23 protein-coding genes are annotated in these 21,785 nt (G+C 63.7%); 17 read left to right on the top strand and 6 right to left on the bottom strand.

All coding sequences use genetic code 11. The features are described 5' to 3' along the window. Window positions 1-2 precede the first annotated feature (2 nt). Window positions 3-323, bottom strand: coding sequence for a winged helix-turn-helix transcriptional regulator (locus tag QMG83_RS15340; protein ID WP_283506295.1), 321 nt, complete (start codon window positions 321-323; stop codon window positions 3-5). A 302-nt stretch (window positions 324-625) separates the two neighbouring features. Here QMG83_RS15340 and QMG83_RS15335 point away from each other — a divergent pair, with 302 nt between their 5' ends. The 9 genes from QMG83_RS15335 (at window position 626) to QMG83_RS15295 (ending at window position 9,638) form a co-directional block, all read left to right on the top strand. Beyond that, a complete protein-coding gene (locus QMG83_RS15335) occupies window positions 626-1,708 on the top strand; it encodes a MinD/ParA family ATP-binding protein (protein ID WP_283506294.1) in 1,083 nt (360 codons plus the stop codon). 2 nt (window positions 1,709-1,710) lie between these two features. Then, window positions 1,711-2,391, top strand: coding sequence for a hypothetical protein (locus QMG83_RS15330; protein ID WP_283506293.1), 681 nt, complete (start codon window positions 1,711-1,713; stop codon window positions 2,389-2,391). Then, complete coding sequence (locus tag QMG83_RS15325) at window positions 2,388-2,696, top strand: TrbC/VirB2 family protein (protein ID WP_283506292.1); 309 nt, start codon at window positions 2,388-2,390, stop codon at window positions 2,694-2,696. The genes QMG83_RS15330 and QMG83_RS15325 overlap by 4 nt, the downstream gene beginning before the upstream one ends. A 9-nt stretch (window positions 2,697-2,705) precedes the next feature. Beyond that, on the top strand, window positions 2,706-3,434 hold the full coding sequence (locus QMG83_RS15320; protein ID WP_283506291.1) for a DUF8175 domain-containg protein: 729 nt from the start codon (window positions 2,706-2,708) through the stop codon (window positions 3,432-3,434). Next, the gene (locus QMG83_RS15315) at window positions 3,427-4,548 is read left to right on the top strand and encodes a hypothetical protein (protein WP_283506290.1); all 1,122 of its coding nucleotides are present in this window, start codon (window positions 3,427-3,429) and stop codon (window positions 4,546-4,548) included. Before QMG83_RS15320 ends, QMG83_RS15315 begins: the two co-directional genes overlap by 8 nt. Next, complete coding sequence (locus QMG83_RS15310) at window positions 4,541-6,058, top strand: SCO6880 family protein (protein ID WP_283506289.1); 1,518 nt, start codon at window positions 4,541-4,543, stop codon at window positions 6,056-6,058. The genes QMG83_RS15315 and QMG83_RS15310 overlap by 8 nt, the downstream gene beginning before the upstream one ends. A gap of 86 nt (window positions 6,059-6,144) precedes the next feature. Further along, complete coding sequence (locus tag QMG83_RS15305; protein ID WP_283506288.1) at window positions 6,145-7,608, top strand: ATP-binding protein; 1,464 nt, start codon at window positions 6,145-6,147, stop codon at window positions 7,606-7,608. Further along, window positions 7,583-9,301, top strand: a complete 1,719-nt coding sequence (locus QMG83_RS15300) for a type IV secretory system conjugative DNA transfer family protein (RefSeq protein WP_283506287.1) — start codon at window positions 7,583-7,585, stop codon at window positions 9,299-9,301. Before QMG83_RS15305 ends, QMG83_RS15300 begins: the two co-directional genes overlap by 26 nt. After that, entirely contained in the window at window positions 9,291-9,638 is a 348-nt protein-coding gene (locus tag QMG83_RS15295) for a DUF4913 domain-containing protein (protein WP_283506286.1), read from the top strand. Before QMG83_RS15300 ends, QMG83_RS15295 begins: the two co-directional genes overlap by 11 nt. On the opposite strand, the gene mobF is transcribed toward QMG83_RS15295, so the two are convergent. Further along, window positions 9,635-12,772, bottom strand: a complete 3,138-nt coding sequence (gene mobF / locus QMG83_RS15290; RefSeq protein ID WP_283506285.1) for a MobF family relaxase — start codon at window positions 12,770-12,772, stop codon at window positions 9,635-9,637. The genes QMG83_RS15295 and mobF overlap by 4 nt on opposite strands. Before the next feature lie 194 nt (window positions 12,773-12,966). On the opposite strand from mobF, the gene QMG83_RS15285 reads away from it, so the two are divergent. From QMG83_RS15285 to QMG83_RS15275, 3 genes are all read left to right on the top strand, one after another. Next, window positions 12,967-13,245, top strand: coding sequence for a hypothetical protein (locus tag QMG83_RS15285; protein ID WP_283506284.1), 279 nt, complete (start codon window positions 12,967-12,969; stop codon window positions 13,243-13,245). A gap of 284 nt (window positions 13,246-13,529) precedes the next feature. After that, window positions 13,530-13,763, top strand: a complete 234-nt coding sequence (locus QMG83_RS15280; RefSeq protein ID WP_283506283.1) for a hypothetical protein — start codon at window positions 13,530-13,532, stop codon at window positions 13,761-13,763. 11 nt (window positions 13,764-13,774) lie between these two features. Then, complete coding sequence (locus QMG83_RS15275; protein WP_283506282.1) at window positions 13,775-14,851, top strand: hypothetical protein; 1,077 nt, start codon at window positions 13,775-13,777, stop codon at window positions 14,849-14,851. A 29-nt stretch (window positions 14,852-14,880) separates the two neighbouring features. On the opposite strand, the gene QMG83_RS15270 is transcribed toward QMG83_RS15275, so the two are convergent. After that, window positions 14,881-15,060: a hypothetical protein gene (locus tag QMG83_RS15270; protein WP_283506281.1), complete on the bottom strand. Its 180-nt coding sequence runs from the start codon at window positions 15,058-15,060 to the stop codon at window positions 14,881-14,883. After that, complete coding sequence (locus QMG83_RS15265) at window positions 15,057-15,611, bottom strand: LPD29 domain-containing protein (protein WP_283506280.1); 555 nt, start codon at window positions 15,609-15,611, stop codon at window positions 15,057-15,059. The genes QMG83_RS15270 and QMG83_RS15265 overlap by 4 nt, the downstream gene beginning before the upstream one ends. Window positions 15,612-15,858: 247 nt before the next feature. Between QMG83_RS15265 and QMG83_RS15260 the strand changes: the two genes are divergently transcribed. Beyond that, window positions 15,859-16,242, top strand: coding sequence for a hypothetical protein (locus QMG83_RS15260; protein ID WP_283506279.1), 384 nt, complete (start codon window positions 15,859-15,861; stop codon window positions 16,240-16,242). A 63-nt stretch (window positions 16,243-16,305) separates the two neighbouring features. Here QMG83_RS15260 and QMG83_RS15255 read toward each other — a convergent pair whose 3' ends face one another. Further along, entirely contained in the window at window positions 16,306-16,578 is a 273-nt protein-coding gene (locus QMG83_RS15255; protein ID WP_283506278.1) for a hypothetical protein, read from the bottom strand. Between the two features lie 920 nt (window positions 16,579-17,498). Here QMG83_RS15255 and QMG83_RS15250 point away from each other — a divergent pair. Both QMG83_RS15250 and QMG83_RS15245 read left to right on the top strand, forming a co-directional pair. Continuing rightward, a complete protein-coding gene (locus tag QMG83_RS15250; protein WP_283506277.1) occupies window positions 17,499-17,855 on the top strand; it encodes a hypothetical protein in 357 nt (118 codons plus the stop codon). A gap of 13 nt (window positions 17,856-17,868) precedes the next feature. Further along, window positions 17,869-18,420: a hypothetical protein gene (locus QMG83_RS15245; protein WP_283506276.1), complete on the top strand. Its 552-nt coding sequence runs from the start codon at window positions 17,869-17,871 to the stop codon at window positions 18,418-18,420. Window positions 18,421-18,459: 39 nt separating this feature from the next. On the opposite strand, the gene QMG83_RS15240 is transcribed toward QMG83_RS15245, so the two are convergent. After that, a complete protein-coding gene (locus QMG83_RS15240; RefSeq protein ID WP_283506275.1) occupies window positions 18,460-18,762 on the bottom strand; it encodes a hypothetical protein in 303 nt (100 codons plus the stop codon). 305 nt (window positions 18,763-19,067) lie between these two features. On the opposite strand from QMG83_RS15240, the gene QMG83_RS15235 reads away from it, so the two are divergent. Next, a complete protein-coding gene (locus QMG83_RS15235) occupies window positions 19,068-20,750 on the top strand; it encodes an HsdM family class I SAM-dependent methyltransferase (RefSeq protein WP_283506274.1) in 1,683 nt (560 codons plus the stop codon). After that, window positions 20,731-21,780: a hypothetical protein gene (locus tag QMG83_RS15230; RefSeq protein ID WP_283506273.1), complete on the top strand. Its 1,050-nt coding sequence runs from the start codon at window positions 20,731-20,733 to the stop codon at window positions 21,778-21,780. Before QMG83_RS15235 ends, QMG83_RS15230 begins: the two co-directional genes overlap by 20 nt. The last annotated feature ends 5 nt before the right edge of the window (window positions 21,781-21,785 follow it).

The following is a 21,785-nucleotide window of genomic DNA, read 5'->3' as shown; positions in this document are numbered from 1 at the left end:
TCTCACACAGACTTCTGGGGGCTCATCTCGGCTATCCATGTCGAGAGAGCCGCGCTATACCGGTCGCGGTTGAGTGAGATATTCGCCGCCCGCCCCCGCCGGGAGCCTCGCGGAAGATCGACCGTGACAATGTTCAAATCTTCGAGCTCTGTGATGTGGCGGGCCACCGTGGCGGACCCCACGCCGGAATGTTCCGCCAGTTCCGCGACTGTCGCCCTCCCGAGGTCGAGAAGGGCCTTCAGGATCGAATGTCGCGGAACACCGTTCAGGATGGCGAAGCTGGCCTCTAACGAGGTCTGGGCGAGGGTAGCGTCGTCTTCCATTTAGCTATTCAACCGTCTGTACAGCCCAATTGCGGAGACGAATCGGCATAGCCCGTGATTGCGATTCCGCAATATTTAGACAAGACTCATGATTTAATGGCACAGGGCGACGATCTGTCCCGCGCCATCCGACGAAGACGGCATGAGGGCTGGAAAGGATCACCATGTGGCGAGAATTCGCTATCGAAGACGACGGCGCGGTCTTGGTCGATGGAGCGCAGGTATACGAAGCCGCCGGCGCAAATGCATACGGCGCGGCGATCGACTTGTTCACTCGGGAGGCCCGTAAGCAGGGTGCTCCTGTGCTCGTGCGTGCCACCGGGAAGGACGGCCACTCATGGGTAACGGTGGCCGTCGATGGGACGGTGGCCTTGGCAGACCCACCTGGGGGGCGCGACGCCCATATGCACGAGCCGGTGCCAGCGTTGGTACCGCCCCGCAAGCCGTCCGCCGCCGACTTTGGTGCAAACGCCCCGGAGCCAGCAACCCATCCCGCGGAGCAAGGGTGGCGCGGTGTTCTGAACTCCTTGGGTCTACGTCTCGGTCCAGCCGTGGACGAGTTGAAAGATCGCCAGTGGCGTGCGGCTGCGCAGCGCGGCCTCGCCGGCCATAAGACCGTTGTCGTTGTGAACCTGAAAGGTGGGTCGACCAAGACCACAGCCTCCTACCTGCTGGGTGCCACCCTCGGGCGCGTTCGTGGCGGAAACGTGCTCGCCTGGGACAACAATGAGAACCAGGGAACCCTTGGCGACCTGGCCATGCCTGCCTCTCACGACCTGACCGCGACAGATCTCTTCGCGAACATCGATCGATTCGCGGTTTCGTCGAACTCGCCAGAGCTAATGAATTACATGCGTCCGCAAGGAGGGAACCGCTTCTCGGTTCTCGCGTCGCAGAATAAGGCCTCCAATCAGGAAGTGATCAACGGGAGTGCCTTTGCGCAGCTGCACGGCATGCTGCGCCAGTTCTATCATCTGATCCTTGTCGATACCGGCAACGCTGCGACGGCGAGTACTTGGCGGGCGGCCGTAGAGATCGCGGACGAGATCGTGCTGGTGGCGCTCAATAAGCGCGACTCGGCGAAAAAACTTGCCGCGACGGTAGACACCCTGATATCTCAGGGCCTGGAGGCCAAGCTTGCTCGAGGTGTGCTGGTCCTGACCGAACCGGCCAGACCGGCTCGTAAATGCAGTGCCCGACACAAAGCCAGTGACGAGCAGCGCGGGGTGACTGTCGATCACTTCCGCCACTACGTGCGCCATGTGGTCACGGTGCCTTACGACGAAGCTCTCGCGGACGGTTCGCAGGTCGTGTTCGAGAACTTGGCACCAGCTACGCAGCGGGCCTACCTCGCGGCCACTGCAGCGATCGTTGACGGGCTCTGATCGTGGTCGCCGTCGCACAGCTGAACGGCCCAATCTGGACCGTAGGTGGACAAGCCCTCGAAGTGCCGGCAGGGATCCTCCCGGCCCAGTACATCACCGACCTGCTGCGGGTCCGAAGCGTCGAGCTCGGCCAGCGGGAGGTTACCGTGCGCCCTACTGAGCAGCAGCCGTTCACGCTGACGCTCGGCGCTGACGGGTCGGTGACGGCGAAGTCGATCGCCGACCCACAGATCCTGCAGTGGCTGCGCCCCGCACGCTCGGACAATGTCACGCCCTTGGTGCCGCAGCCGACCATTAAGGGCGGGTGGACGCTGTTCGGGCTGCATCACGGATCTGGAGCGACCACTTGGGCAAACTTGCTCGACGGCACCGAGATTGGCGACCCGAAAGCGAGCAGTGGGCGTCTACTCCTCGTCGCACGCACGACACTGGGCGGCATCGAGCAAGCAAAGACACTTACCTACCGCGCGGGCGCGGTCCTGATGGTGGCGGATGCGCCAGGCACGCTCCCCGCAGATGTCAGGCGCGGGATTCGAGTGTTGTCCGGAGCGGCACCTCTCGTTCGTGTCCCGTGGTTGGCGGCGCTTCGCGGCACGATGACCGCTTCTCACACCCCCGCTGTAGCAAAAGCTGCGGCCAAGATCGCTGCGAGTATCCGCGGCACATGGAAGGAAACAACATGATCGAGCTGCTTCACTCCATCGCCGCCGCGATCCCGACGGTTCCGATGGCTCCTTACTGCCTACCGGCTGACGCAGTGAACGCGTTGGACACCGCAAAGTTCTGGACGCAGCTAATCGCGGTCGCCTTGGCGATCGTCGCACTGATTCTGATCGGTATAGGCATGTTCTTCTCATCCCGCCGCGGCGACGGTGGCGAGATGATCAAGTCCTTGGGCTGGTGGATTGGCGGCGTTGTCCTCATCGCCGCCGCATCTGGCATCGTGGCAATTTTTCTCAGCCCTGACAGCAACTGCATCCCCAACTAGGAGATAATCATGGCCACCGAGAGCACCCGTACGAGCAAGATCACCCTGTACGCGTCCTTCGGCGTTCTGGCGCTGGCGATTATTGCTGCGCTTGTGATCTTCTTACTGCCCTCGACCGACCCAACCCCGACCCTGTCACCGACAGCATCGCCGGCGCCGGGAACGAACAGCCCGGATCCGGGCGCGGCGGGTTCCGGCTGCAAAGCACCCCCGAGCGACAATCGGAAAGTGCCGAGCGATCTGCGCTGGGCCGCATCGCAGGGCATCACCTGGCCGGTGTCGGACTCCACCGGCCCGACAACAACAACAGAAGGATTCCCCGCCTGCTTCGAACATTCACCCGTCGGTGCGTCCCTCGCGGCAGTGTCGTTTCTGTTCGCCCAAGTAGACCATTCGCCGCTGGACACAGCGAACTTCTACCTCGCTGAATCTCCCGGCCGGGATGCCGCTCTCGCAGAGCTCAATGATGATTCTGTGTCGCAGCTAAAGAAGCAGATTGAAACTAACGGGATCTCGGTGGTCGGCTTCAAAGTCGATGAGTATGACGGCAATCGCGCCGTCATACGAATTGTGCTTCGAGTGCCGGGTAGCGTCACCGGCTTCAGTGGTTATCCAGCACCGATGGTGTGGGTCGACGGTGACTGGAAGGTGAAACTGCTGGACAACGGCTCCACGGGTCAAGCGTCTGATGAAACCGACGGCGATTTCACATACTGGACAGTGGCTAGCAATGGCTGAGCCGTGTGGACTGAATCTAGGGTGCAACATTTCCACGATCGCTCAGGAGGAGCTGGAGAAGTTCGCGCAACAGCTTATTGAGGGCGCGAACGACCTGTGGAACGGGTTTTTCACGGGCTGGATCGCGGGGGGCCTGGACGGGGTCATCGGTGGGTCGACGGCTGATTGGTTCTCGGGCGTGGCGCTACCGGTCCAAGCACTGCTACTGGCCCTCGGGCTGATGGTCGCCGGAATTCGCATCGCTCTGTCGGCACGCGGTGACGTGGCGGCGGATGCGAGCCGAAAGTTTCTGCGGGCGATCCTCATCTCGGTGGCGGGTGTCGCGTTTTTCACCGCCCTGCAAGCAGGCACGAATGCTCTGGCGAAGTTCATCCTCGACTCGGCCAACGGTGGCCAGCCCCCATCGCCCGTTTTTGAGGCGCTGACGTTCAGCAACAACATCGCGATAGCCCTAGTTTTCGGGCTCCTCGGCCTGCTTGTGGTCGGGATCCAATGGATCATCATGATCCTGCGTGCGGTAGCAATCTCGGTTCTCGTACCATTCTGGCCGATCGCGGCGGCGGGCGCGATGTTCGACAAGTACGAGGCAATGTTCGAGAAAACGACCGGGTGGCTCCTTGCGTTCCTGCTCTATTCCCCGGTAGCGGCCGCTCTTTACGGCCTGTCCATCCGGTTCCGGCTCGGCGGCGATGGCGTCGAGGGGGCCATGGTCGGCCTAGCCGTGTTCGTGCTGGCCATCTTCGCGCTGCCGGCGCTGATGAAGCTCGTAGTGCCCATCACGTCGGCGGTGGGCCGTGCCAGTGCTGGCGGGTTGGCGTTCGGCGCGGCTAGGACCGCAGTGGTTGCCGGTGTCGCAGCGGGTTCGGTAGTGATGACGGCGGGCGCGTCTGCGCCCGCCGCTGGGGCTGCTACTGCCGGGGCTGCCGCGACTGGATCTGTCGGCGCTGCGGGTTCAGTTGGTGCTGCCGGGGCAGCTGGCACTACTGGTTCTTCTGGCGCGTCGACGGCCGCTCGGTCAGGTGGGTCAGGACGGTCGGGCTGGGATGCGGCCCGTGAGGTGGGTCACATGCTGCCCACTGGTAGCCGCGGAGTGGGGGAACTGATCGATGAATGACCAGACGCAACAACCGCAAAGAGTCCGGTTCGGGGTGTGGCTGCCCACGAACCGAGCAACCCTCGGAGGGCTGACGCTGCCGGGCTGGGGGGTGCTGCTGGGCGGGCTGATTTTCATGGTGATGACCTTCACCCGCGGCTGGTTCGCTCTAGGCCTCATCGCTTTGGCGGTAACGCTCCTGTTCGAGCTGGTGTTCGTCATCCGCTTCGGCGGCGACCAGACCGGGCGCACGATCGCTGATCGGCTCTCGGGCGCGATCGCGGCCAGCGGCCGGACTGAGCGCGGCGAATCGACGTTCAACTCCGGGCTGTTCTCGACCCTCCCAGCTGAGGCTCTGACGTCACTGCCGGGGATTTTGGCGAACCTGCGCGAGATCGACGGGACGGACGGTTTCGGGCGTCCGTTCACGTTGCTCCACAACCCGCGCAACAAGACCCTGACGGCAGTGCTGTCCTGCAACGCGGACGGTACGGACATGCGCACCCAGGCCGCGATCGACCGCGACGTCGCTGTTTATGGCGGGTGGATTGCGTCGATGTCGAAGGATGATGCGCTGGCGGGCGCGACTGTAGTGGTCGATTCGGCGCTGCGCGATAAGGGGCCCTTGGTTGAGCGCATCATCGCCGATATTGACCCGGACGCGCCGGAGATCGCGCGGCGTCATAGCTTCGAGGCGGGGGAGCAGCTGCCTGCCCGCTACTCGGAAGTGTCCACCTGGGTGACACTGACCTGGTCGGTCCCGTCGCTGGCGGAGGCGTTAGAGGATGCCGTCGCGGAGGTGGCGGCGAAGCTGCCATACCAGGTCGACGCGCTTCGCGACGCGGGGGGAGGCTCGGTGTCCGTGGCGACCTCGAGGACGCTGGCTGAGGGCGTGCGGGTCGCGTACAGCCCCGATCGCTCTGCCGAGGTGGCAAGCGATGCGCTCCGGGGGCAGGATTCCGGTCTTCGGGTGACGGAGGCCGGCCCGGACTACTTCGACGACGGCAAGAAACGCATTTGCCTGCACGATGGGGTCGCGTCGATGACGACGTTGGTGCTCGCCCCGCCACGGCTTCACATCACCGAGGACACGATGGCGGCCTTGTTCCGGCCGTCTGAGCGGTTCCTGCGTAAGCGGGTGGCGATTTTTTACCGTCCGGTGTCCCCGTCACGGACGGTGCAGCTCGTGGAGCGAATGGATGCGCGAGCGAACACCGCTGCGACCGCGAAGGCGCGATCGACCGCCTCGGATCGGGATCGGATCAAGAAAGCCAAGAAGCTCGAGGAGGAAGTCGTCGACGGCGCTGCGGTGACCCGCTTCGGGATGGCCGTCACCGTCACCTTCGCGCCGGACGCCAGGGCATACCGGGAGGCGCATCTGAAGCTGAAGTCACTGCTGGAAACCTCCTCGCTGTCCTACCGGTTCTGCGAGTACGACGCTGGGCCGGCCTTTCACACGACGTTGCCATTGGGGATCCTGCCGTGGCTTCATGAAACCCAGATCGAGACAGCCATGAAGGGCATCGTATGAAGCTCCCGGCAGCGTGGACACGCTCACGACCTCGAGTACTCACCCCTGGTGGGTACGTGGGCCGAGGCGGGGGCCGGTGGAGCCGGGTGCCGGCGGCGCCGCTGTGGTACGGCTCCTCGGTGCAGGCCAACGGGATCTACCCGTTCACCGCGGGAACGGCCCGCCCTGTGTCCGGCGCTCCGTGCGGCACGGACCTGTTGACCCGAACGGCGGTGGCCCTCGACCACTACGCCTTCTACGTGGAGGGAGTGATCTCCTCACCATCGATGTTCCTGTTCGGCATCAACGGGGTGGGAAAGAGCTCCACGGCGCAGACGATGACGTTGGGGATGATGGCCAGGGGAATGATTCCGGCTGTTTTCAACCCGTTGAAGAAGGGCGAACACACACCACTGGTGGAGCAGGCCGGCGGCTCGGTGTTCGAGTTCGGCCCGAACTCCCGCCACCAGCTGAACTTGCTGTCGGTGGGCCCGCTGGGGCGTGCCGCGGCCCAGATCGGAGGCGCAGTGGGTGAAGAGCTTTACGAGCTGGCAATGTGGAAGATCACCAAGCAGGCGCAGCTGGCGTTGCGTGTCAGCCGCGGCAACCCGCTGACCGACATGGAAGATGCGGTCGTGGAAGCGTTGGTGCAGGGCATCCTCGCCCGCAGCGCCTCTCCGGTGACGCGGGATCTGCGACATGCGTTCCGGGAGCCGTCGGAGGCGGTGCTGTCGCTGACGCGCACGCACACCCCAGAGCGTTTCGAGGAGAAGTATCACGCGCTGGGGGACTCGATCGAGGCAATGCTGTCCGGCGACCTGGGGCGCCTGCTGGGCGGTACAGAGTCGATTGAGATCGACGCCGGCAACCGCGGCGGATTCTGCTTCGACACGTCCTCGATCCCGCAAAGCGCAACGACCCTACTGTCCACCGCCATGCTGATGTCCTGGTCGCTGGGTATGGACTCGATCGACGCGCACTGGGAGCTGGCCAAGCACGAAGCCAGCAAAGCCGCGGCTGCAGCGGCTGAGGGTGAGACGTATGTGCCGGCGGTGACGTGGAGCGGCTACACGACGCTGATGGACGAGTTCTGGTATCCGATGCGGGCAGCGCCCGGCATCGTGGACCGGGTGGATGCGCTCTCTCGCTCCAACCGGTCAGTTGGCACGGCGGAGATGAAGATCACCCACTCACCCAAAGACATGATGTCGCTGCCCAATGCAGAGGATCGCGAGAAAGCGCGCGGTCTTGCCGAACGAAGTGGCCTTCTTGGTCTGATGGCGCTGACGGTGCCGGACCTCGAGGAGCTGGCGAAAATCAAGCCGCTGACGGACAAGGAGATCGCGATGGTGTCGCAGTTCAACGCGGCCGAGTCGTGGGGTGCGAAAGCACGAACCGGCGACGCGAGTTCGGCCCCTCCCGGTGCCGGCCGGGTGCTGTTTAAGGTTGAGGGCCGACCTGGAGTCGCGGTGAAGATGATTCAGACGCCCACCCAGAAGGGGTTTCACATCACCGACGAACGTTTCCGCGCCCAGAGCCGCCGAAGTGACGACCGTCGAGTGGCGGTCTGAGGTGTCCGCCGTCACCAGACGCACCGACTCCATCACACCGCTGCTCGCGCTGGGGGTAATCGTGCTGGTGCTGGCTGGTGCGGTGTCGGTGTGGACGATCGCCGGCTGGTGGTCAGGATCCTCGAGCGGATTCGTGAACCCGGCCGAGGCGATCCGGGACGGCGCCCCCTGGACAACAACCCATACCGCCGCAGCGGTGCTGGTTGGGGCAGCGATCGTGGCTGTCATCGCCATGGTGCTCGTCGTGGTGCTTCGGCGCGGGCGGGACCGGTCACCGGCGGACGGTGCCGCCCCGAAGATGGGCACCGGTCGGGACATCGCGCCGCTACTCCCAGGTACTCTGCGTAAACGTCACAACCGCATGGGTATCCCGCCACAGTTTCTCGGCGTGACCGTGGGCCACACCGTCGCCGGCCGCCTGCCGCTGCGGGCGTCCTACGAGGACACTGTGTCGGTCATTGCCGGACCGCGCCGGAACAAATCAGCGTCCATCGTCATCCCGAACATTCTGGCCGCCCCCGGCACACTGCTGGCAACGTCCGTGAAGCCGGACATTCTGGCAGAAACCCTCACCGTAAGGGCCGCCGCCGGCACGGTGCGCCTGTTCGACCCGCAGCGCCTTGCTGGCGCCTACGACGATTACAGCTGCTGGTGGAACCCTCTAGCGCGTATCACCTCGGTAGAGGACTGCGACAAGCTGGCCGCCGTGTTCACCGCAGCAACATACGGCACCGGAGCCGATGATGACGCCTTCTTCTCCTCGACCGGGCGCACGCTAATCTCCCGGTACCTGTTCGCAGCATCCGTCGAGAAACTGTACCTGCCAGCCGTTCTTCAGTGGCTCACCGACGAGACCGACTCGACGCCGGCGCGGATCCTCGAAGAGAGCTACCCGCACCTGGCCGACGACGTCGACGCCGCCCAAGCGGTGACACAACGCACCCGATCAGGGGTGTTCGCGTACGCGCGCGAAGCCCTCAGCTTCCTGGCCAGCGAATCAGTGCGCTGCTGGGTGCAGCCCCGAGAAGGGCGACCCGAGTTCGACCCCGAAGAGTTCGTCACCGCCCGCGCAGACACCCTGTACCTATTCAGTGAGGAAGGGCCAGGCTCGGCGGGGCCGCTTTTAGCTGCGCTCACACGCGCGGTGCTGTCAGCGGCAGAGAACGCCGCAAAAAGGGAACCCTCCGGCCGGTTGCCCGTCCCGCTGATGGCGATCCTTGATGAGGCCGGCAACATCTGCCGCATCCCCGACCTGCCCGAGAAATACACGCACTACGGTTCGCGCGGAATTATCCCCATTACGATTCTGCAGACTCAGGAGCAGGGTGAGCAGGTGTGGGGGCAGACCGGCTTCGGCCAGCTGTGGGCATCCTCCACGGTGCGGGTCTTCGGTGGCGGCAACGCCTCCAACAGCTTCCTGCGGGACCTGTCAGAGCTGATAGGAGACTACGAGTACACCGAACGATCGACCTCCACTCACGATGGAAAACGCACCGTAAATACCTCCCGCCGTTCGGAGCGGATCATGGATGTCTCCGACCTCGCCTCGCTCACGCTAGGACGGATGGTGGTGTTCGCCTCCGGGTGCCGGCCAGCACTGGTCCGGTCTATCCCGTGGTGGAAAGACAAGGCCCTCACCAAACTGAACGCTGCCGCCATATCCGCCAATCGGACGGGCGACGATGGAACCTGAACTGCTACCCCTGACAGACATCCCCGACTCAGTCCGCGCGTTCGTGGACGGAGTTCTGCTGCCGCACCTGACAGCGGGCCAGCCGAAGGACACCATCTGGTGCTCCCAGTGGGGCGAGCACCCCGACGCGGTGCACCGCCTGGCGGCAATAAGCGACGAGTGGTCCCACATGCTCGAAAGCCCCGACGCCTCCTTGCACGGGTTCCTGCGGGACGTGCTCGACTATCACCTGCCGATGCTGGTCGACCGGGAAAAAGGCTCGTTCCGGCGGTGCGGGCAGGGCCGGCACAGCACTCACGCGCAGTTGGACGCGGTGAAGCCGCCGCCCACCCCTTAACGCTCCGGTGTGGGCGAGCGGTCGACCATGCTCGGCTGCTGCCGTTCGCGGGCGAGGGTGGCGCCGCGGTCCTGTGCCTGCTGGAAAGCATCAGCGCCATGCCGGGCCTGGTAGGCAGCGTCTTTCGACGCTTCCTGCTCGGCCGTTCCCGGCCTTGGGCTCACTGGAGTGATCGTAAGAGGCGGATCGGCTTTCAACCGGTCCCGGAGCGCGAGTGCACGGCGCTCCACTGCGCGTGCCGCGTCCAGCGTGGGTGACACGCCCGCTGCGGCCGCGGTGCCCCGCTCGAGGATTTCGCGCGCGGATCTCGCCTGCTCCGCTGCGCCGTCAGCGGCAGTCGAGGCTGCTGCGTGATCTGCCGCAGCCAGGTCAGGGTTACGGTCCTGCCACCGCTGACGTGCGCTCTCCCAGTTGCGCACCTCTCCGTCGTACCGCCGGTGCTCAGCAGCGAGGCGAGCCGTGCGCACGGTCGGGTCGTGCTCGAGCGTCGGGAGGATGACACCCTCAACGTCCCGGTGGGCGACAACCCTCGCAGCCTCGGTGCCGCGGTCGCCGGCCTCACGGTTCAACGCGGCGGTGAACATCCCACGCGCTTCGTCCCGGTCGCCGGCGACGATGTGAAGCGCATTGTGTTCTCGGCCCCTAGTCGCGGCAACATAGACCGCCTGCGCGGAGGATGAGTCGGTGACCACACCGTGGCCATAGTCCACGGTGGCGCCCTGCACCCCGTATTCCGTTGAGGCGTAAGCGAGGTGCGTGTGTTCCTCCACGTAGTCGCGCGGGAGCCGCACCCGCCGGCTGCTGCCGGTGACGGTCACCGTCCCGTCCCGGTGCACCCGGTCAACAGTCCAGGTGTCCCGGTTGGCGACACCTAACTCTTTGTCGTTCCGGCGGGTCATCACCCGGTCCCCGATACGCAGCGACAGCCCGTCGGAGCCTGCGACATCGAGCGCCGGCTGTCGGGTGCGACCCGCCTCGGCGTGGGTTGCCTGAACCAGCGCATTCAGCTCCGCGGCCTGTTCATTCGTGGCCACCGCAACGGCGACGCTTGCGCCGACTGCAGCACGCCCGGACACATCGCGGGTGATCGCCGCCCACGCTTCATCTCCGCTCGCATGGAGGATGATGTTGCCGCGTGCTTCGAGGTCATCGAAGAGCGCCGCCGGCTCCGTGCGGTCCCTCATCTTCAAGGTCAGCTCCGCGTAGCCGGGCTCTCGGAACCGGTAGAGCTCCGACAGGTCCAGCGGGCGAGGGTGGGAGGCGACAGCCATGTCCAGCACTCCCCCGCGACCGACCGCGGGAAGCTGCGCCCGGTCCCCGATCAACGCCAGTGGTGCGCCGCTTTCGTCGGCGATGGTCAGTACCGCGTGGGCGAGATCCTGGTCGAGCATCCCCGCCTCGTCGATGACCAGGCGGGTAAGCGCGTCGACGCGGAACGTTTCACTGGGTCCGTCGAACACAGCCCCAGTTGATGGGTCGATGTGCCCCACGCTCAGCCGGGTCCATCTGCCGTCGGTGTCCCACCGGAATCCGTGCTCGTGGGCGAGTTTGTGGGCGCTGGATGCGTTAGCGCCGATCGCAGCCGCCGCCTCGTTCGCGGCTCGCAACGTCGGCGCCAAGACGATGAACCTCATTCCGCTTTCGCCCGCCAACCCGCGTGCGGCTGCGAGCATCGTGGTCTTCCCACCGCCGGCGGCACCCTCGATGACAACCAGCGGCGCTGCGGTCGCCAACGCTCGCGCGGCCATGGACTGCTCCGCGTTCAGCCCCGACAGGTTCACCGCTGCCGGGTCGAACGTAAGCCCCGAGTTCAGACCGCGCGCGGTAAAGCTGGCCTGCAGCTGCGCCTCGATGCGCTGCACCCGCTCCGAGGTCAGGTGCCGCACCCACCCTGGCACCTGGCCGGGCACGTCCATCCGCAGTCGCGGCAGCGTCGCAGCGATCTCGGCCGCGACCGACCGCGCGTACACAGTCACCTCTTCCGGCAGGGCCCGCACCCCCGCGCGGCCGACCAGCACCCCGACATGACCTTCCAGATCGGCCAGCGACCACGCGGACGCCTTGGCGCCCGCAACGGTCACCACCTGCTCGGCGATCGCGGTGCGATCAAGTTCCTGCAAGCTCGAGGCGGCGGGCGTAGCCAAAGCCGTGAACCCCTCGACCGGTAAGAGCTGCTGACGCAGCTCCCCCACCCACTTCGACTCTGCCGATACCGACTGTGCCGAGCCGGCCTGCTGTCGCTTCCGGGGACGCTCGAATGCCCACGCCTTCTGGTCGAACTCACGCCGTGTGGCAGCGTCGGGTTCCCAGCCCGGGTTCTCCGCCCGCCATGCCCGCTCGAGGCGAGCAGTGTTGCCCTGGATCTGCACCGCACGCTTGCTCAGCGCGCGCGCCTGCTTCCGCAGGTTCGTCACCGCCCCGGTGGCCGGATCAAACACGAACCCCGCCTTGGCAAGCTCCGCCTGCAGACGCGCGTTGGAGTTGATCGCCGCCTCCCCGACTCCACGGAGCGCGCCCTGCTGCTTCAAGGTCGCGGCCGTGTGAAGGCCCCGCCATTTCCCCTCAGCCATCACTCGCACATTCCATTGCACGTGCACATGCCGGTGCGGATCCCCGGCGCGTGAGGAACGGTGAACCACCGACACGCTCTCCATCCGCTCGACCGGCACGAAACGTTGGCTCCCGCGGGCCCCTACTCGGGTCACCGAGTTCTGGGCCATGTACCTCTTCATGGCCTCCCCCGCTGCCGCCTGAGCCTCGTCCAGCGCCGCAGACACGCTCGGGCTGAGCGCGGCCGCAACCGACAGGCTCTTGTCGCAGTTGACCGTCATCTCAACGAACCGCGGCGATGCGGGGCTTGCGACCAGCTCGCCATCGCGAGTGATGCGCGTTTCCTCACGCGCTACCCCCCGAAGCAGTCCCGTTTCGGGATCCTTCCAGTCAACCCACCCCTGATACTGTTCGCCATCCAAGGATGCGGAAGCAGTCAGCGAGCCGCTCCCATCCCACGCCGACCAGGCGGCAACAGCGCCACCGTCTTCGAGGTAGTACTCGTCTGCGTTCGAGTGATCCGACTCCAAGTAGGCGCGCGCAGCTGCGCCCGCCCCCCGAAAGAACACCAGACCGCCTCGCACACCCTCACCGTACTACGACGCAGCGTCGTAGCATACGTGCATAGTTTCTGATCTTGGTTGAGATCGTAAGAAGTGTCTTCATCGAAGGTCGATTATGTCTGAGACTCATTGAGCTCGATAACCGATCTCTTCCTACTCGAAGAAGTTCTTCTAGATCGTTTACTTGCGGAACCGCAACTCTGTAGTCTCGGAGAATGCCAAAGACAATTCAGCAGCTCGTACACGAGCAAATTGCATCGAAGATCGCAGCAGGCGAAGCGTTAGAGACAGCTGTCGCTGCGGTTCACCGGGCACAGCGAGAACTCGCCGCGCGCGCGAGTGACGCCGCGACAGCACGGCGTCAGGCGATGAAAGCTGGATGGAGCGAGACAGAACTGCGAAGCCTTGGGCTCGCCTCTCGCGGACGTTCACCACGGCGCACCGCCCCTCTCAAACCCGTCAGCAACGACCCTGAGTCCGGGTTGAGCAAGTGACCTTCAGGGCGCACCCCGGCACGTTTGCGGCAACGCTAACGGTGGCCTGCTGCGGCCTGACTGGGTGCACCCCGAATATTGTGGCCTCCTCCCCCACCCCACCGGCGAGTGCCTTACCTAGCGGCACGCCCTCGGCAACGTCGACGCCCTCCCCGGCGGCAACCGAATCGCCCGTCCGGGACTCGACGCCAGAGGTAACCGGCGACCCGGCCGCAGACGCGATAGTCGCTGCGATAGCAGCGGTGTCGGCCTACTGCCGACCCGGCGCCAGCAAAGGCCAATGGATGGCCGATCTCTCCGTCTACCTGACCGACTCGGCGGTACTGGCATACGGGACCGTCGACCCGGCCACGGTCCCGTGCACGTCGACCCTGCCGGGCACGAACATTCGCGACGGCGACGGGGCCTACACGTTCAGGGTGAACGTGCCCACCGATACCGGAACGTATGAGGCTTACGTCACTCGAGCGGCTACCAGTGATGGGTTCCGTGTCGACCGGATGGCAGCCCCCTCGTGAATGCAGGTGGTGTGATCTTTGGGGTGATCGCCTTCCCCATGGCTCTCATCCTCGGGCTGGTGCTCGCTGTAACTTCCCTCGGTGCCCCAGCCGGCGCGTGCACCCCTTCAGCTGGAACAGTTGACGGGGTCACAATTCCCGCCGACGCCACGGTCGGCGGCTTCGGTCGTGAGCAGCTGCTGAACGCCGCCGCGATCACCAACGCCGCGGCCGCAGCAAAGCTGCCTGCCGCGGCCCAAGCCCTCGGGGTGCAGGCAGCGATCGGGGAATCATCCCTGGTGAACCTCAACTACGGTGACCAGGCGATGAACCCGGACGGCTCTACGGCTGACTCGATCGGTCTTTTTCAGCAACAAAGCTCCTGGGGAACCGCCGCGCAGCGCCTCGACCCGAGCACCGCGGCGGTGTTATTTTTCCAGCGGCTCGCGGCCGTCCCCAACTGGGAAACTCTTGACCCGTCGATCGCGATTAGCAGCGTGCAGATCAATGCCGACCCGTACCACTACACGCAATACCGAGCGATTGCCGTTGCGATCACCAGCTATCTCGCCACCCTCTCCCCCGGTGCCGGGGGCAGCGACGGATGCCGGGTATCCGGTAATGCTGTCGTACTCGCACAAGGGCTAGTCGTTGCCATGGAAAACGGGAGCCTGACCCTCCTCGAGCCGCGCTACGCCTCCCAGATCACGAACATGGCCAACGGCACCGCCACTGCGGACTGCACAATCGACGTGTCGGTTTTGCAAACGATCACCCTCGTCCTCAACCACTTCCCGCGCGTCGGAGTATCTGACCTCAACCGGAAATGTGCTGGCGACAATCTCGGCACCCTCGCCCACTGGGCGAAGGGCGGCGGTAACGCCGTCGATTTTTACAGCCTGAATGGTGCCGCACTCGACGGCGCGACGCCGGATAACCTCGCGTTGCTGGATCTTCTTTCTGCAGTCGTGCCGGCTGGCACGCGAGCCGGTCAGGCTAATTGCCGACCGGTTCGCACCTGGCAGAACATCACGCAAATTGCGGACAGCTGCAACCACCAGCACATAGATTTCCTCTTCACTGACGGGCCGCTGAACGTGAGCAGCTGAACCAAATTTGGTTCAGCTGCTCACGGTTGTTACTGGCAGCTGTCGCACTGTAAGTCGTCCATTGGATCGCTGGGCACGATGTAACCCTCGATCGCGGCGACCGGATAGCCCCCGGTGGTCTTAGTCGCGCCGTCCTCGTAAAGATCGATCTTCGACACTTGGGCGACGATCGACACGACCGCGCGTGCGGTATTCGTGTTGTCGGTCATTGTTTCGCCTTTCTCTCGTTGCTGGCCGTGGTGACGGTGCAGAGGTTCACGTGGTGAAGAATGACCCGCGCGAGATCCTCGGGGCTGTAAATGTAGTCGTGGTAGTGGCCGTTTGCGTGGATCGAATCGGGCATGATCGCCCCGGCGATCTTCTCGCCCTCGGGGGAGAATATGGTGAGGTCTTTGTGGTCGCTGTCGGTGCTGATGATCTTCTGCGCGACCGCGAACCCGGCGGGGGTGTAGTCGCGTTGGGTGTTGATCCCGTCGCAGCAATAACGAATCTCGCGGGGCATGTCGTTGCCCTCCCCGGCGATGAGCACGCTCCCGGCGTCGTCGTACCCGTCGGTCATGCTGTTGAACTTCCGGCCCTCGTAGCGGGCGGTGATCGCGTCCACGTCGCGAGTCGTGGGGCCGTCGCTCCAGCGCACGCGCATCCACGCGGAGGCGGTGCCGGTGCTCATCCGAACACTGAACTTCACGCCCGGAAATGCACTCTTCAATGCCACGCGAACCAACGTGGCGGTGTCCTTGGTACTGATGTAGTCGGTCATTATCTCTCCTCCAATTTTTTTGCCTTTCGGCGGTCGTTCCGCCCTCACGAAAGGGGTGCCGGGGTCAAGCCCCAAGGAACGGTTGGCAGGCCAAAGTTCTGGCGGAGCGCAGCGGGGGAAGAAGTTTTGCCGAAACTGCGACGACGGCTTGACGCTGGTACACCGCAGTGAATAATCCCTCAGACGAAAAGCAACAACGTTGCTCATAGAAGAACGCTCTGCGCCTGGGCTCGACAGGGAGTTTCGAGTGGCCGGCCGCTCGACTTCCGCAGAATCGCAAAACCCTGCCATGCTGTGCCGCATGCGCTTTCTGATGGTTCCGCTTTTGCTGGTTGCACTTACCGGGTGTGCGTCGTCAGCTGCGCGTGTAGATCGGCCCACCGTGCCCGAGACTCTGGCGCCCGCCGCTGAGGCCGAGACGAGCCGTACGGCGGTCGAATGGGCCGACTATGACCCGAGCGTGAAAACCCGCATCGATGAGCTTGGTTTCGCGGGCGATTGCTCTGGCCTTCAAGGGGAGTTCGATATCGCCGAGGCGAATAGCCCACTTACGCAAGAGCGCACCGGGCACGGTAACAGTGTGCTGATGGGGTACATTCTCGAGGCGCTGAGCCTGGCCAACTGCTACTAGCTGAATAGCGGTCAGCGGGGGTCGACGTCGGGCGCGATCTGGGCAGTCTCGATAGGCGATCCCTCAGCGGCCGAACTTTCCGGTCGTGCGTTTGGATTCCCACCGATCAAGCTGATGCAGTTCCTCCCGTAAATGACCCACTGCCGACATGGCTTCCTTGATGCGAGAGAGTGAGAGCTTTTCTGCGGCTGCGCGTTCAAGCAGCCGCGGCATCATTTCCTCGGTCTGCCCATTCCGATCCCACCCGTTGTTACCGATGAAGTGCAGCGTTTCGAGAAGATCGTGCTGTTCCGCGGTGAAACCGATCCAAGAAAAATTCGCGGCCGGGGGCGTCATGCCTCAATTCTGCTGCTCCCCCTGAGTGCCGGCTAGTCGATCGCTGGCCGGCCCCTCCCCCGCACGATCTACACGCCAGGAATAGCGAGACACGGCACGGTCCGTCAGAACCGTCCGAAATATGTTCCGGGGCCGGGGGCTATGTGAGACTGCCGTCATGACGGGGATACTTATCGGATACAGGCGAGCCTCCACCGACGCGCAAGGCCTTACCCCCGAGCGTTCTCATCTCATGGTCTCAGGCTGATGGGTATTCCGGGTAAGTCCACGGTCACCCGCGCCGGGTATCGTGAATACATCCAGTCGACGGCGTGGCGTGGTGTTCGAAACCGGTACTGGGCATCCGCGATGCCCAAAAATTGCTACGTGTGCGACGCTCCTAAGCATCCCGGTATGCACCTTCACCACCGCACTTACAAGAACCTCGGCGCTGAGAGGTTGATGGATCTCGTCCCGCTCTGCGCTCCCTGCCATGCAGAGGTACACCGCCGTCACGACGCTGATCCCAAGGCACCTTTGAACGGGCTTTGGGAGACAACTAAAAACGCACGGAACGCACGGCGAAAGTCTTCACGCTAGATAGTGGGGTCTGCTGCAGCTGCCCGTAACGTCGGCCGCTGCTTTCGCGACATTTATTACGACGTTCGCCTCGATCAGTCTCGATGGGCCTGTGGGACAGCCATAAACAATCACGAGTAACAGTGCTCATGGCTCGCTGAGCGCCGTGAGCCAACTGAGCGCGCCGCCGGGCCAGCGGGGGAGCCGATGGTGTACTCCAACCCTGAGTCCGTGGCGACGTTCGCGCTCCAGACAGCTCACCTGCTAAACGCCGCCCACGAGAGCTGGAATCGCTACGAGGGCCACACCCCCATCAAATAGATCACGTCCTTCCAGTTCCAGAGGAGAGCTAACATTCGTGCATGACCTTCACTAACGGCCGCGCGGGCATGCTCATCTACAACCTCAATGCCCTTGCGGCGAGGGAGCCGGAGTACACCGTCCACGATGCGGCACGTGTCGCCCAGGCCGGGTTCGTCGACTCATTCCTGGCCAAGCTGCGGCAACACGACCTCGAAACGTCGATGTTCGAGTTGTACTTCGCGGACGGAACGGCGCGCGAGGACCTAGAGGACATGTTCGCCCGATGGACAAACGCCGTTGACAGCCACAAGTACCTCTTGTCCTACGAATCCAACGGGTGGCTGTGGCTCTCCTCGATTGCCGTAAACGTATTCTTAGTCAGTCCCTACGGCGACCAAACCGCCAACTTTAGCTGACCCGCGCGAAGGGATGGGAGACGCAGGCCAGTCGGTATTCCTCGTGGATCTTCCGACCGCGGACCCAGACCGCAACATGGTCGACCGCGGCGGCAGTCTCGCCGAGTTCATCGCCCTCCCCTCTATCGCTCGCCTTGGGTGGCCGGACGCGGTAGTCGAAGACTGGCTGTTTGACCACGGCGCCCACGAAGCGTTTCAGGTCGACTATCGCGACCTGGATCTTAGCGCGATCACCTGGACGCTCGAAGACGTGCCGGCAGCTTCCCTGCAGGTCATCCGCACCGGCCCGTCCGAGCAGAAGTTCCTCGAGAGCGTAGCCATGCACCACTTTCACTACCTCGGGCTAAGGCCGGCGCCAATCCGAGATGGGTGGGAGCTCAAGGGAACATGGATGACGGCACCGCTACTGCTGGAATTGAAGCTGTTGAACCGTGACGAGGTGGGCCTCCGACTCGTGGAGGGACGGATGCGCATCGGCATTCTTCAGGGCCGACTGCACACAGGGTTCCATGTTGCGTCGACCCACAAAGCCTGGGTCGGTAGAGGGCGAGCGGACGCGAGCTGAGAACCGGTTGCAGCGCGCATCAGACCTAGCAGGAAGCGCCTACTCGTCGTGGACCTCTGCCCAGAGATTCGGATCGTTCGCGAACGTCTCCGCAAGCGCCTGCGAGTGAATAACCGCTGGGCTTTCGTTCGGCCAAGTCGCTGGCAGAAGTGAGGGGTCAGCTGACGCGGGGCGCTTGAGGATCTGCCAATCGTGCCAGCCACCGCCAGGTTCTTTCCTCAACTCCGCCACGATGTTTGTGCGCGCCCTACCCTGATCGCGCGTGTAGACCGTGACCTTGGTGCCCTCAGGCAGGAACTTGAGAGCCGCATAGAGAGCGGTGCGGGAATCCAGAACAGTCATGCCGGAAACACTAGCCGCAGCGGTGCTCGTGCGCAGCGAAGAACGCCGACCAGGGCTCGGGGCATTGCCCGGTTCTACTCTGATTGCAGAAACGGCAATCAGAATGACGCCTACTGCACATAACGGCGGTTGTTGTCTTCTATTTCAGGCTGGCCAAGACGGGCGAGTGCGCCATCCGGCCGCGGCGATCACCTTGCAGATCAGTCCATGCGCGGAGTGCGGCGAAATTTCGAACCCACCAAAACCGCCACCAGGATTTCTGGCAACTTGAGCTGAGGCCAAAACGGTTCTCTGTGCGAGACAATATGGGTGTGACCTTGGCGCCCTTGAACCCTGCCGACACGCCTGAGCTGCGTAAAGCGCGGGGTGCCTTCTTCACTCCTCAGCCGATTGTCCGGTTCATCGCCGACTGGGCCCTCCGGGATGCAGCCGACTCCGTGTTCGAACCGTCGGCCGGCGACGCCGAGTTTTTAGTGGAATCCGTTCGGCGCCTTCGTGCGCTCAGTGGCGATCCGACATTCACGCCAGTGGTTCACGGGGTCGAGATACACAAGCACAGTGCGCGAGTTGGCCGCGGTCGCGTTCGGGCTGCTGGGGGCCGTCCTCAAATCGAGGTTAACGACTTTTTTCGAGTCGATTCCAATCGAAAGTACACCGCGGCGATCGGAAATCCGCCCTACGTTCGTTACCAAGACTGGTCCGGGGACGCTCGACTTCGCTCAAGAGAGGCTGCCCTGCGGGCAGGCGTCTCTCTGACCGGTCTCGCGTCCAGCTGGGCCGCCTTTGTCGTCCAAAGCGCTTCGATCCTCCGTGAGGGAGGTCGCCTCGGTCTGGTGCTCCCGGCCGAGTTGTTGTCAGTGAACTACGCGGCACCTGTTCGACGCTTCCTGTTCGAGAACTTCCGCAACCTCGAAATCGTGCTGTTTGAGGAGCAAGTCTTCCCCGAAGCGGAGGCGGACGTTGTGTTGCTTCTCGCCGATGGGTACGGCCTGGGGCCCACAGACCACGCAACGATCCGGCAGGCCAAGAACGCTGCCAACCTCGCGGAACTCGAACTTGGAATGCAATGGTCACCGATCGATCCGGCTGGCAAATGGACCGGCGCCGGGGTCGTTCCCCCGGCCGCTCATATACCCCTCGCCCGGCTTACCGCGGCCGGATCATATTCAGACCTTGAGACATGGGGCGATACGACCCTCGGTATGGTGACCGGCAACAATCGCTACTTCGCGCTGTCTCCTTCGCGAGTCAAAGAGTTGGGGTTACCCCGCAACGAACTGCTGCCGCTCTCACCCCCCGGCAGCACGCACTTGCGAGGCCTGGTGCTCTCCCAATACATGCTCACCCGACTGGGGCAGAACGGCAAAGAAACCCGCCTATTTCACCCCGGTTCCGAGCCCTCTGCCGAAGCGCAGGCATACATCGATGCCGGCCACGCGGCCGGAGTCGACCAAGCGTACAAATGCCGCGTCCGCAAGAACTGGTACCGGGTCCCACTGGTCAAACCGGCGGACCTGTTGCTGACATGCATGAACGCCGACACACCGCGACTGACCACCAACCTCGCCGGGGTCTATCACTTGAACTCAATCCACGGCGTGTTCCTCAAGAACGACCTGCGTGAAATCGGTGCCGAACTTCTCCCCTTGGCCTCATTGAACTCCATCACCCTGCTGAATGCGGAGATGGTCGGCCGCGCGTACGGCGGTGGCATCCTGAAACTCGAACCCAGAGAGGCCGACCGATGGATGATGCCCTCCCCGGAGTTGGTGCGCTCTCGCGCGACCCAGCTCCGCGGGATCCGCGATCAGGTCGCCAGAAAGCTGCAGGCTGGTCGCCTGACGGACGCTGTCCGATTAGTGGACCAAGTGCTTCTTCTCGACGCCGGTCAAGTGACATCCGACGAAATCGAGGGAGTTCGAGCAGCTCATGCCGAACTCACTCGAAGACGCACGACGAGAGGCAAAAGTGGCCGCGCCGACCGCTAAAGACAAGGCCTGGGTCATATTCGACCGCATAATCGCTGATGCAACACCAGAAGGGTTCCACACGAACCCATGGCGTCTCATCGGCGACAGACGGGAATACGTGCCGGACATTGCAACGCTCGAACGACTTCTCGGAGTTCCGTTGTACTTGCGGGCAACGGTCCGATCTGGCGTGCGTGCTCTCGCGCTCGATGTGTGGCTGGCCTATGAGCTGCGGCGAGCAGGTTTCGAAGCGGACGCGGTCTGGCCCCGCGCCAGCCATCCACGGATCCTTCCGGTTCCGATCACAAATCTGCTTGACGCTCTCCCCAAAGCCGACCGCGTGAAGCTCATGCAGCGATTGACGAAGAAGACCGCGATCCCGGGAGTCACTTCGTCCAGCGCCTCGATCCTTGGCAAGAACTACCTCAAACAAGTTGACGTGATCATGACGGACTGGGCAACTGGCCCGGAAATTCTCATATCGACGAAACGGATGGATTCGTCTTACGGCAAAAACGCCGCTAACCGGGTCGAAGAGTCGTACGGGGATGCGAAGAACCTTCGCCTCCGGCACCCCATGGCATCCCTCGGATTTCTGATCGCGCTGCGCTCCGATGTACGAGTCAAGGAACCTCTCATCTTTGACTGGCTCACAGACCTTGTCGGGAAGCTAGGCCAAGAAGACGACGCCTACCACGCGACGGCGCTGCTGCTAATGGAATATGGCGATGACCTGGTTGACGAGGACGACGACGACGAAGAAGAACCCGAGAACCCGCTCGCTGACGTCGGTGCTGAGCCCGAGGCTGACGGTGAGGAGGAAATCGAGGACGTTCCCGCCGACGAAGTGGACGCAGCCTTGACCGCACTCCCACGGGTTGTCATCCAGGAGGACCTTGTTGAAGACCATCTTCGAGCGGCGCCATTCATCGCCACTATCGTCAACCGTGCGCTCGACGGCACACCCATCAACCTCCACAAAGAGGCCAGACTACGGCGCAAGAACGCGGTGGCAGCGGACGGGAACGGCGGCCCTGTCGAAGGGTGAGAGGT

Source organism: Salinibacterium sp. G-O1 (genome assembly GCF_030063305.1).
In the GTDB taxonomy this organism is placed as follows: domain Bacteria; phylum Actinomycetota; class Actinomycetes; order Actinomycetales; family Microbacteriaceae; genus Rhodoglobus.
This window is presented reverse-complemented; position numbering and strand designations above follow the sequence as displayed.

What these genes read in the sequence shown, in the direction of transcription:
- QMG83_RS15240 (WP_283506275.1), bottom strand. Translation starts at nt 18,762, where the DNA reads ATGACTGTTCTGGATTCCCGCACCGCTCTCTATGCGGCTCTCAAGTTC.
- QMG83_RS15325 (WP_283506292.1), top strand. Translation starts at nt 2,388, where the DNA reads ATGATCGAGCTGCTTCACTCCATCGCCGCCGCGATCCCGACGGTTCCG.
- QMG83_RS15340 (WP_283506295.1), bottom strand. Translation starts at nt 323, where the DNA reads ATGGAAGACGACGCTACCCTCGCCCAGACCTCGTTAGAGGCCAGCTTC.
- QMG83_RS15250 (WP_283506277.1), top strand. Translation starts at nt 17,499, where the DNA reads ATGACCTTCACTAACGGCCGCGCGGGCATGCTCATCTACAACCTCAAT.
- QMG83_RS15285 (WP_283506284.1), top strand. Translation starts at nt 12,967, where the DNA reads ATGCCAAAGACAATTCAGCAGCTCGTACACGAGCAAATTGCATCGAAG.
- QMG83_RS15255 (WP_283506278.1), bottom strand. Translation starts at nt 16,578, where the DNA reads ATGACGCCCCCGGCCGCGAATTTTTCTTGGATCGGTTTCACCGCGGAA.
- QMG83_RS15245 (WP_283506276.1), top strand. Translation starts at nt 17,869, where the DNA reads ATGGGAGACGCAGGCCAGTCGGTATTCCTCGTGGATCTTCCGACCGCG.
- QMG83_RS15315 (WP_283506290.1), top strand. Translation starts at nt 3,427, where the DNA reads ATGGCTGAGCCGTGTGGACTGAATCTAGGGTGCAACATTTCCACGATC.
- QMG83_RS15265 (WP_283506280.1), bottom strand. Translation starts at nt 15,611, where the DNA reads ATGACCGACTACATCAGTACCAAGGACACCGCCACGTTGGTTCGCGTG.
- QMG83_RS15320 (WP_283506291.1), top strand. Translation starts at nt 2,706, where the DNA reads ATGGCCACCGAGAGCACCCGTACGAGCAAGATCACCCTGTACGCGTCC.
- QMG83_RS15295 (WP_283506286.1), top strand. Translation starts at nt 9,291, where the DNA reads ATGGAACCTGAACTGCTACCCCTGACAGACATCCCCGACTCAGTCCGC.
- QMG83_RS15235 (WP_283506274.1), top strand. Translation starts at nt 19,068, where the DNA reads ATGGGTGTGACCTTGGCGCCCTTGAACCCTGCCGACACGCCTGAGCTG.
- QMG83_RS15280 (WP_283506283.1), top strand. Translation starts at nt 13,530, where the DNA reads ATGGCCGATCTCTCCGTCTACCTGACCGACTCGGCGGTACTGGCATAC.
- QMG83_RS15270 (WP_283506281.1), bottom strand. Translation starts at nt 15,060, where the DNA reads ATGACCGACAACACGAATACCGCACGCGCGGTCGTGTCGATCGTCGCC.
- QMG83_RS15310 (WP_283506289.1), top strand. Translation starts at nt 4,541, where the DNA reads ATGAATGACCAGACGCAACAACCGCAAAGAGTCCGGTTCGGGGTGTGG.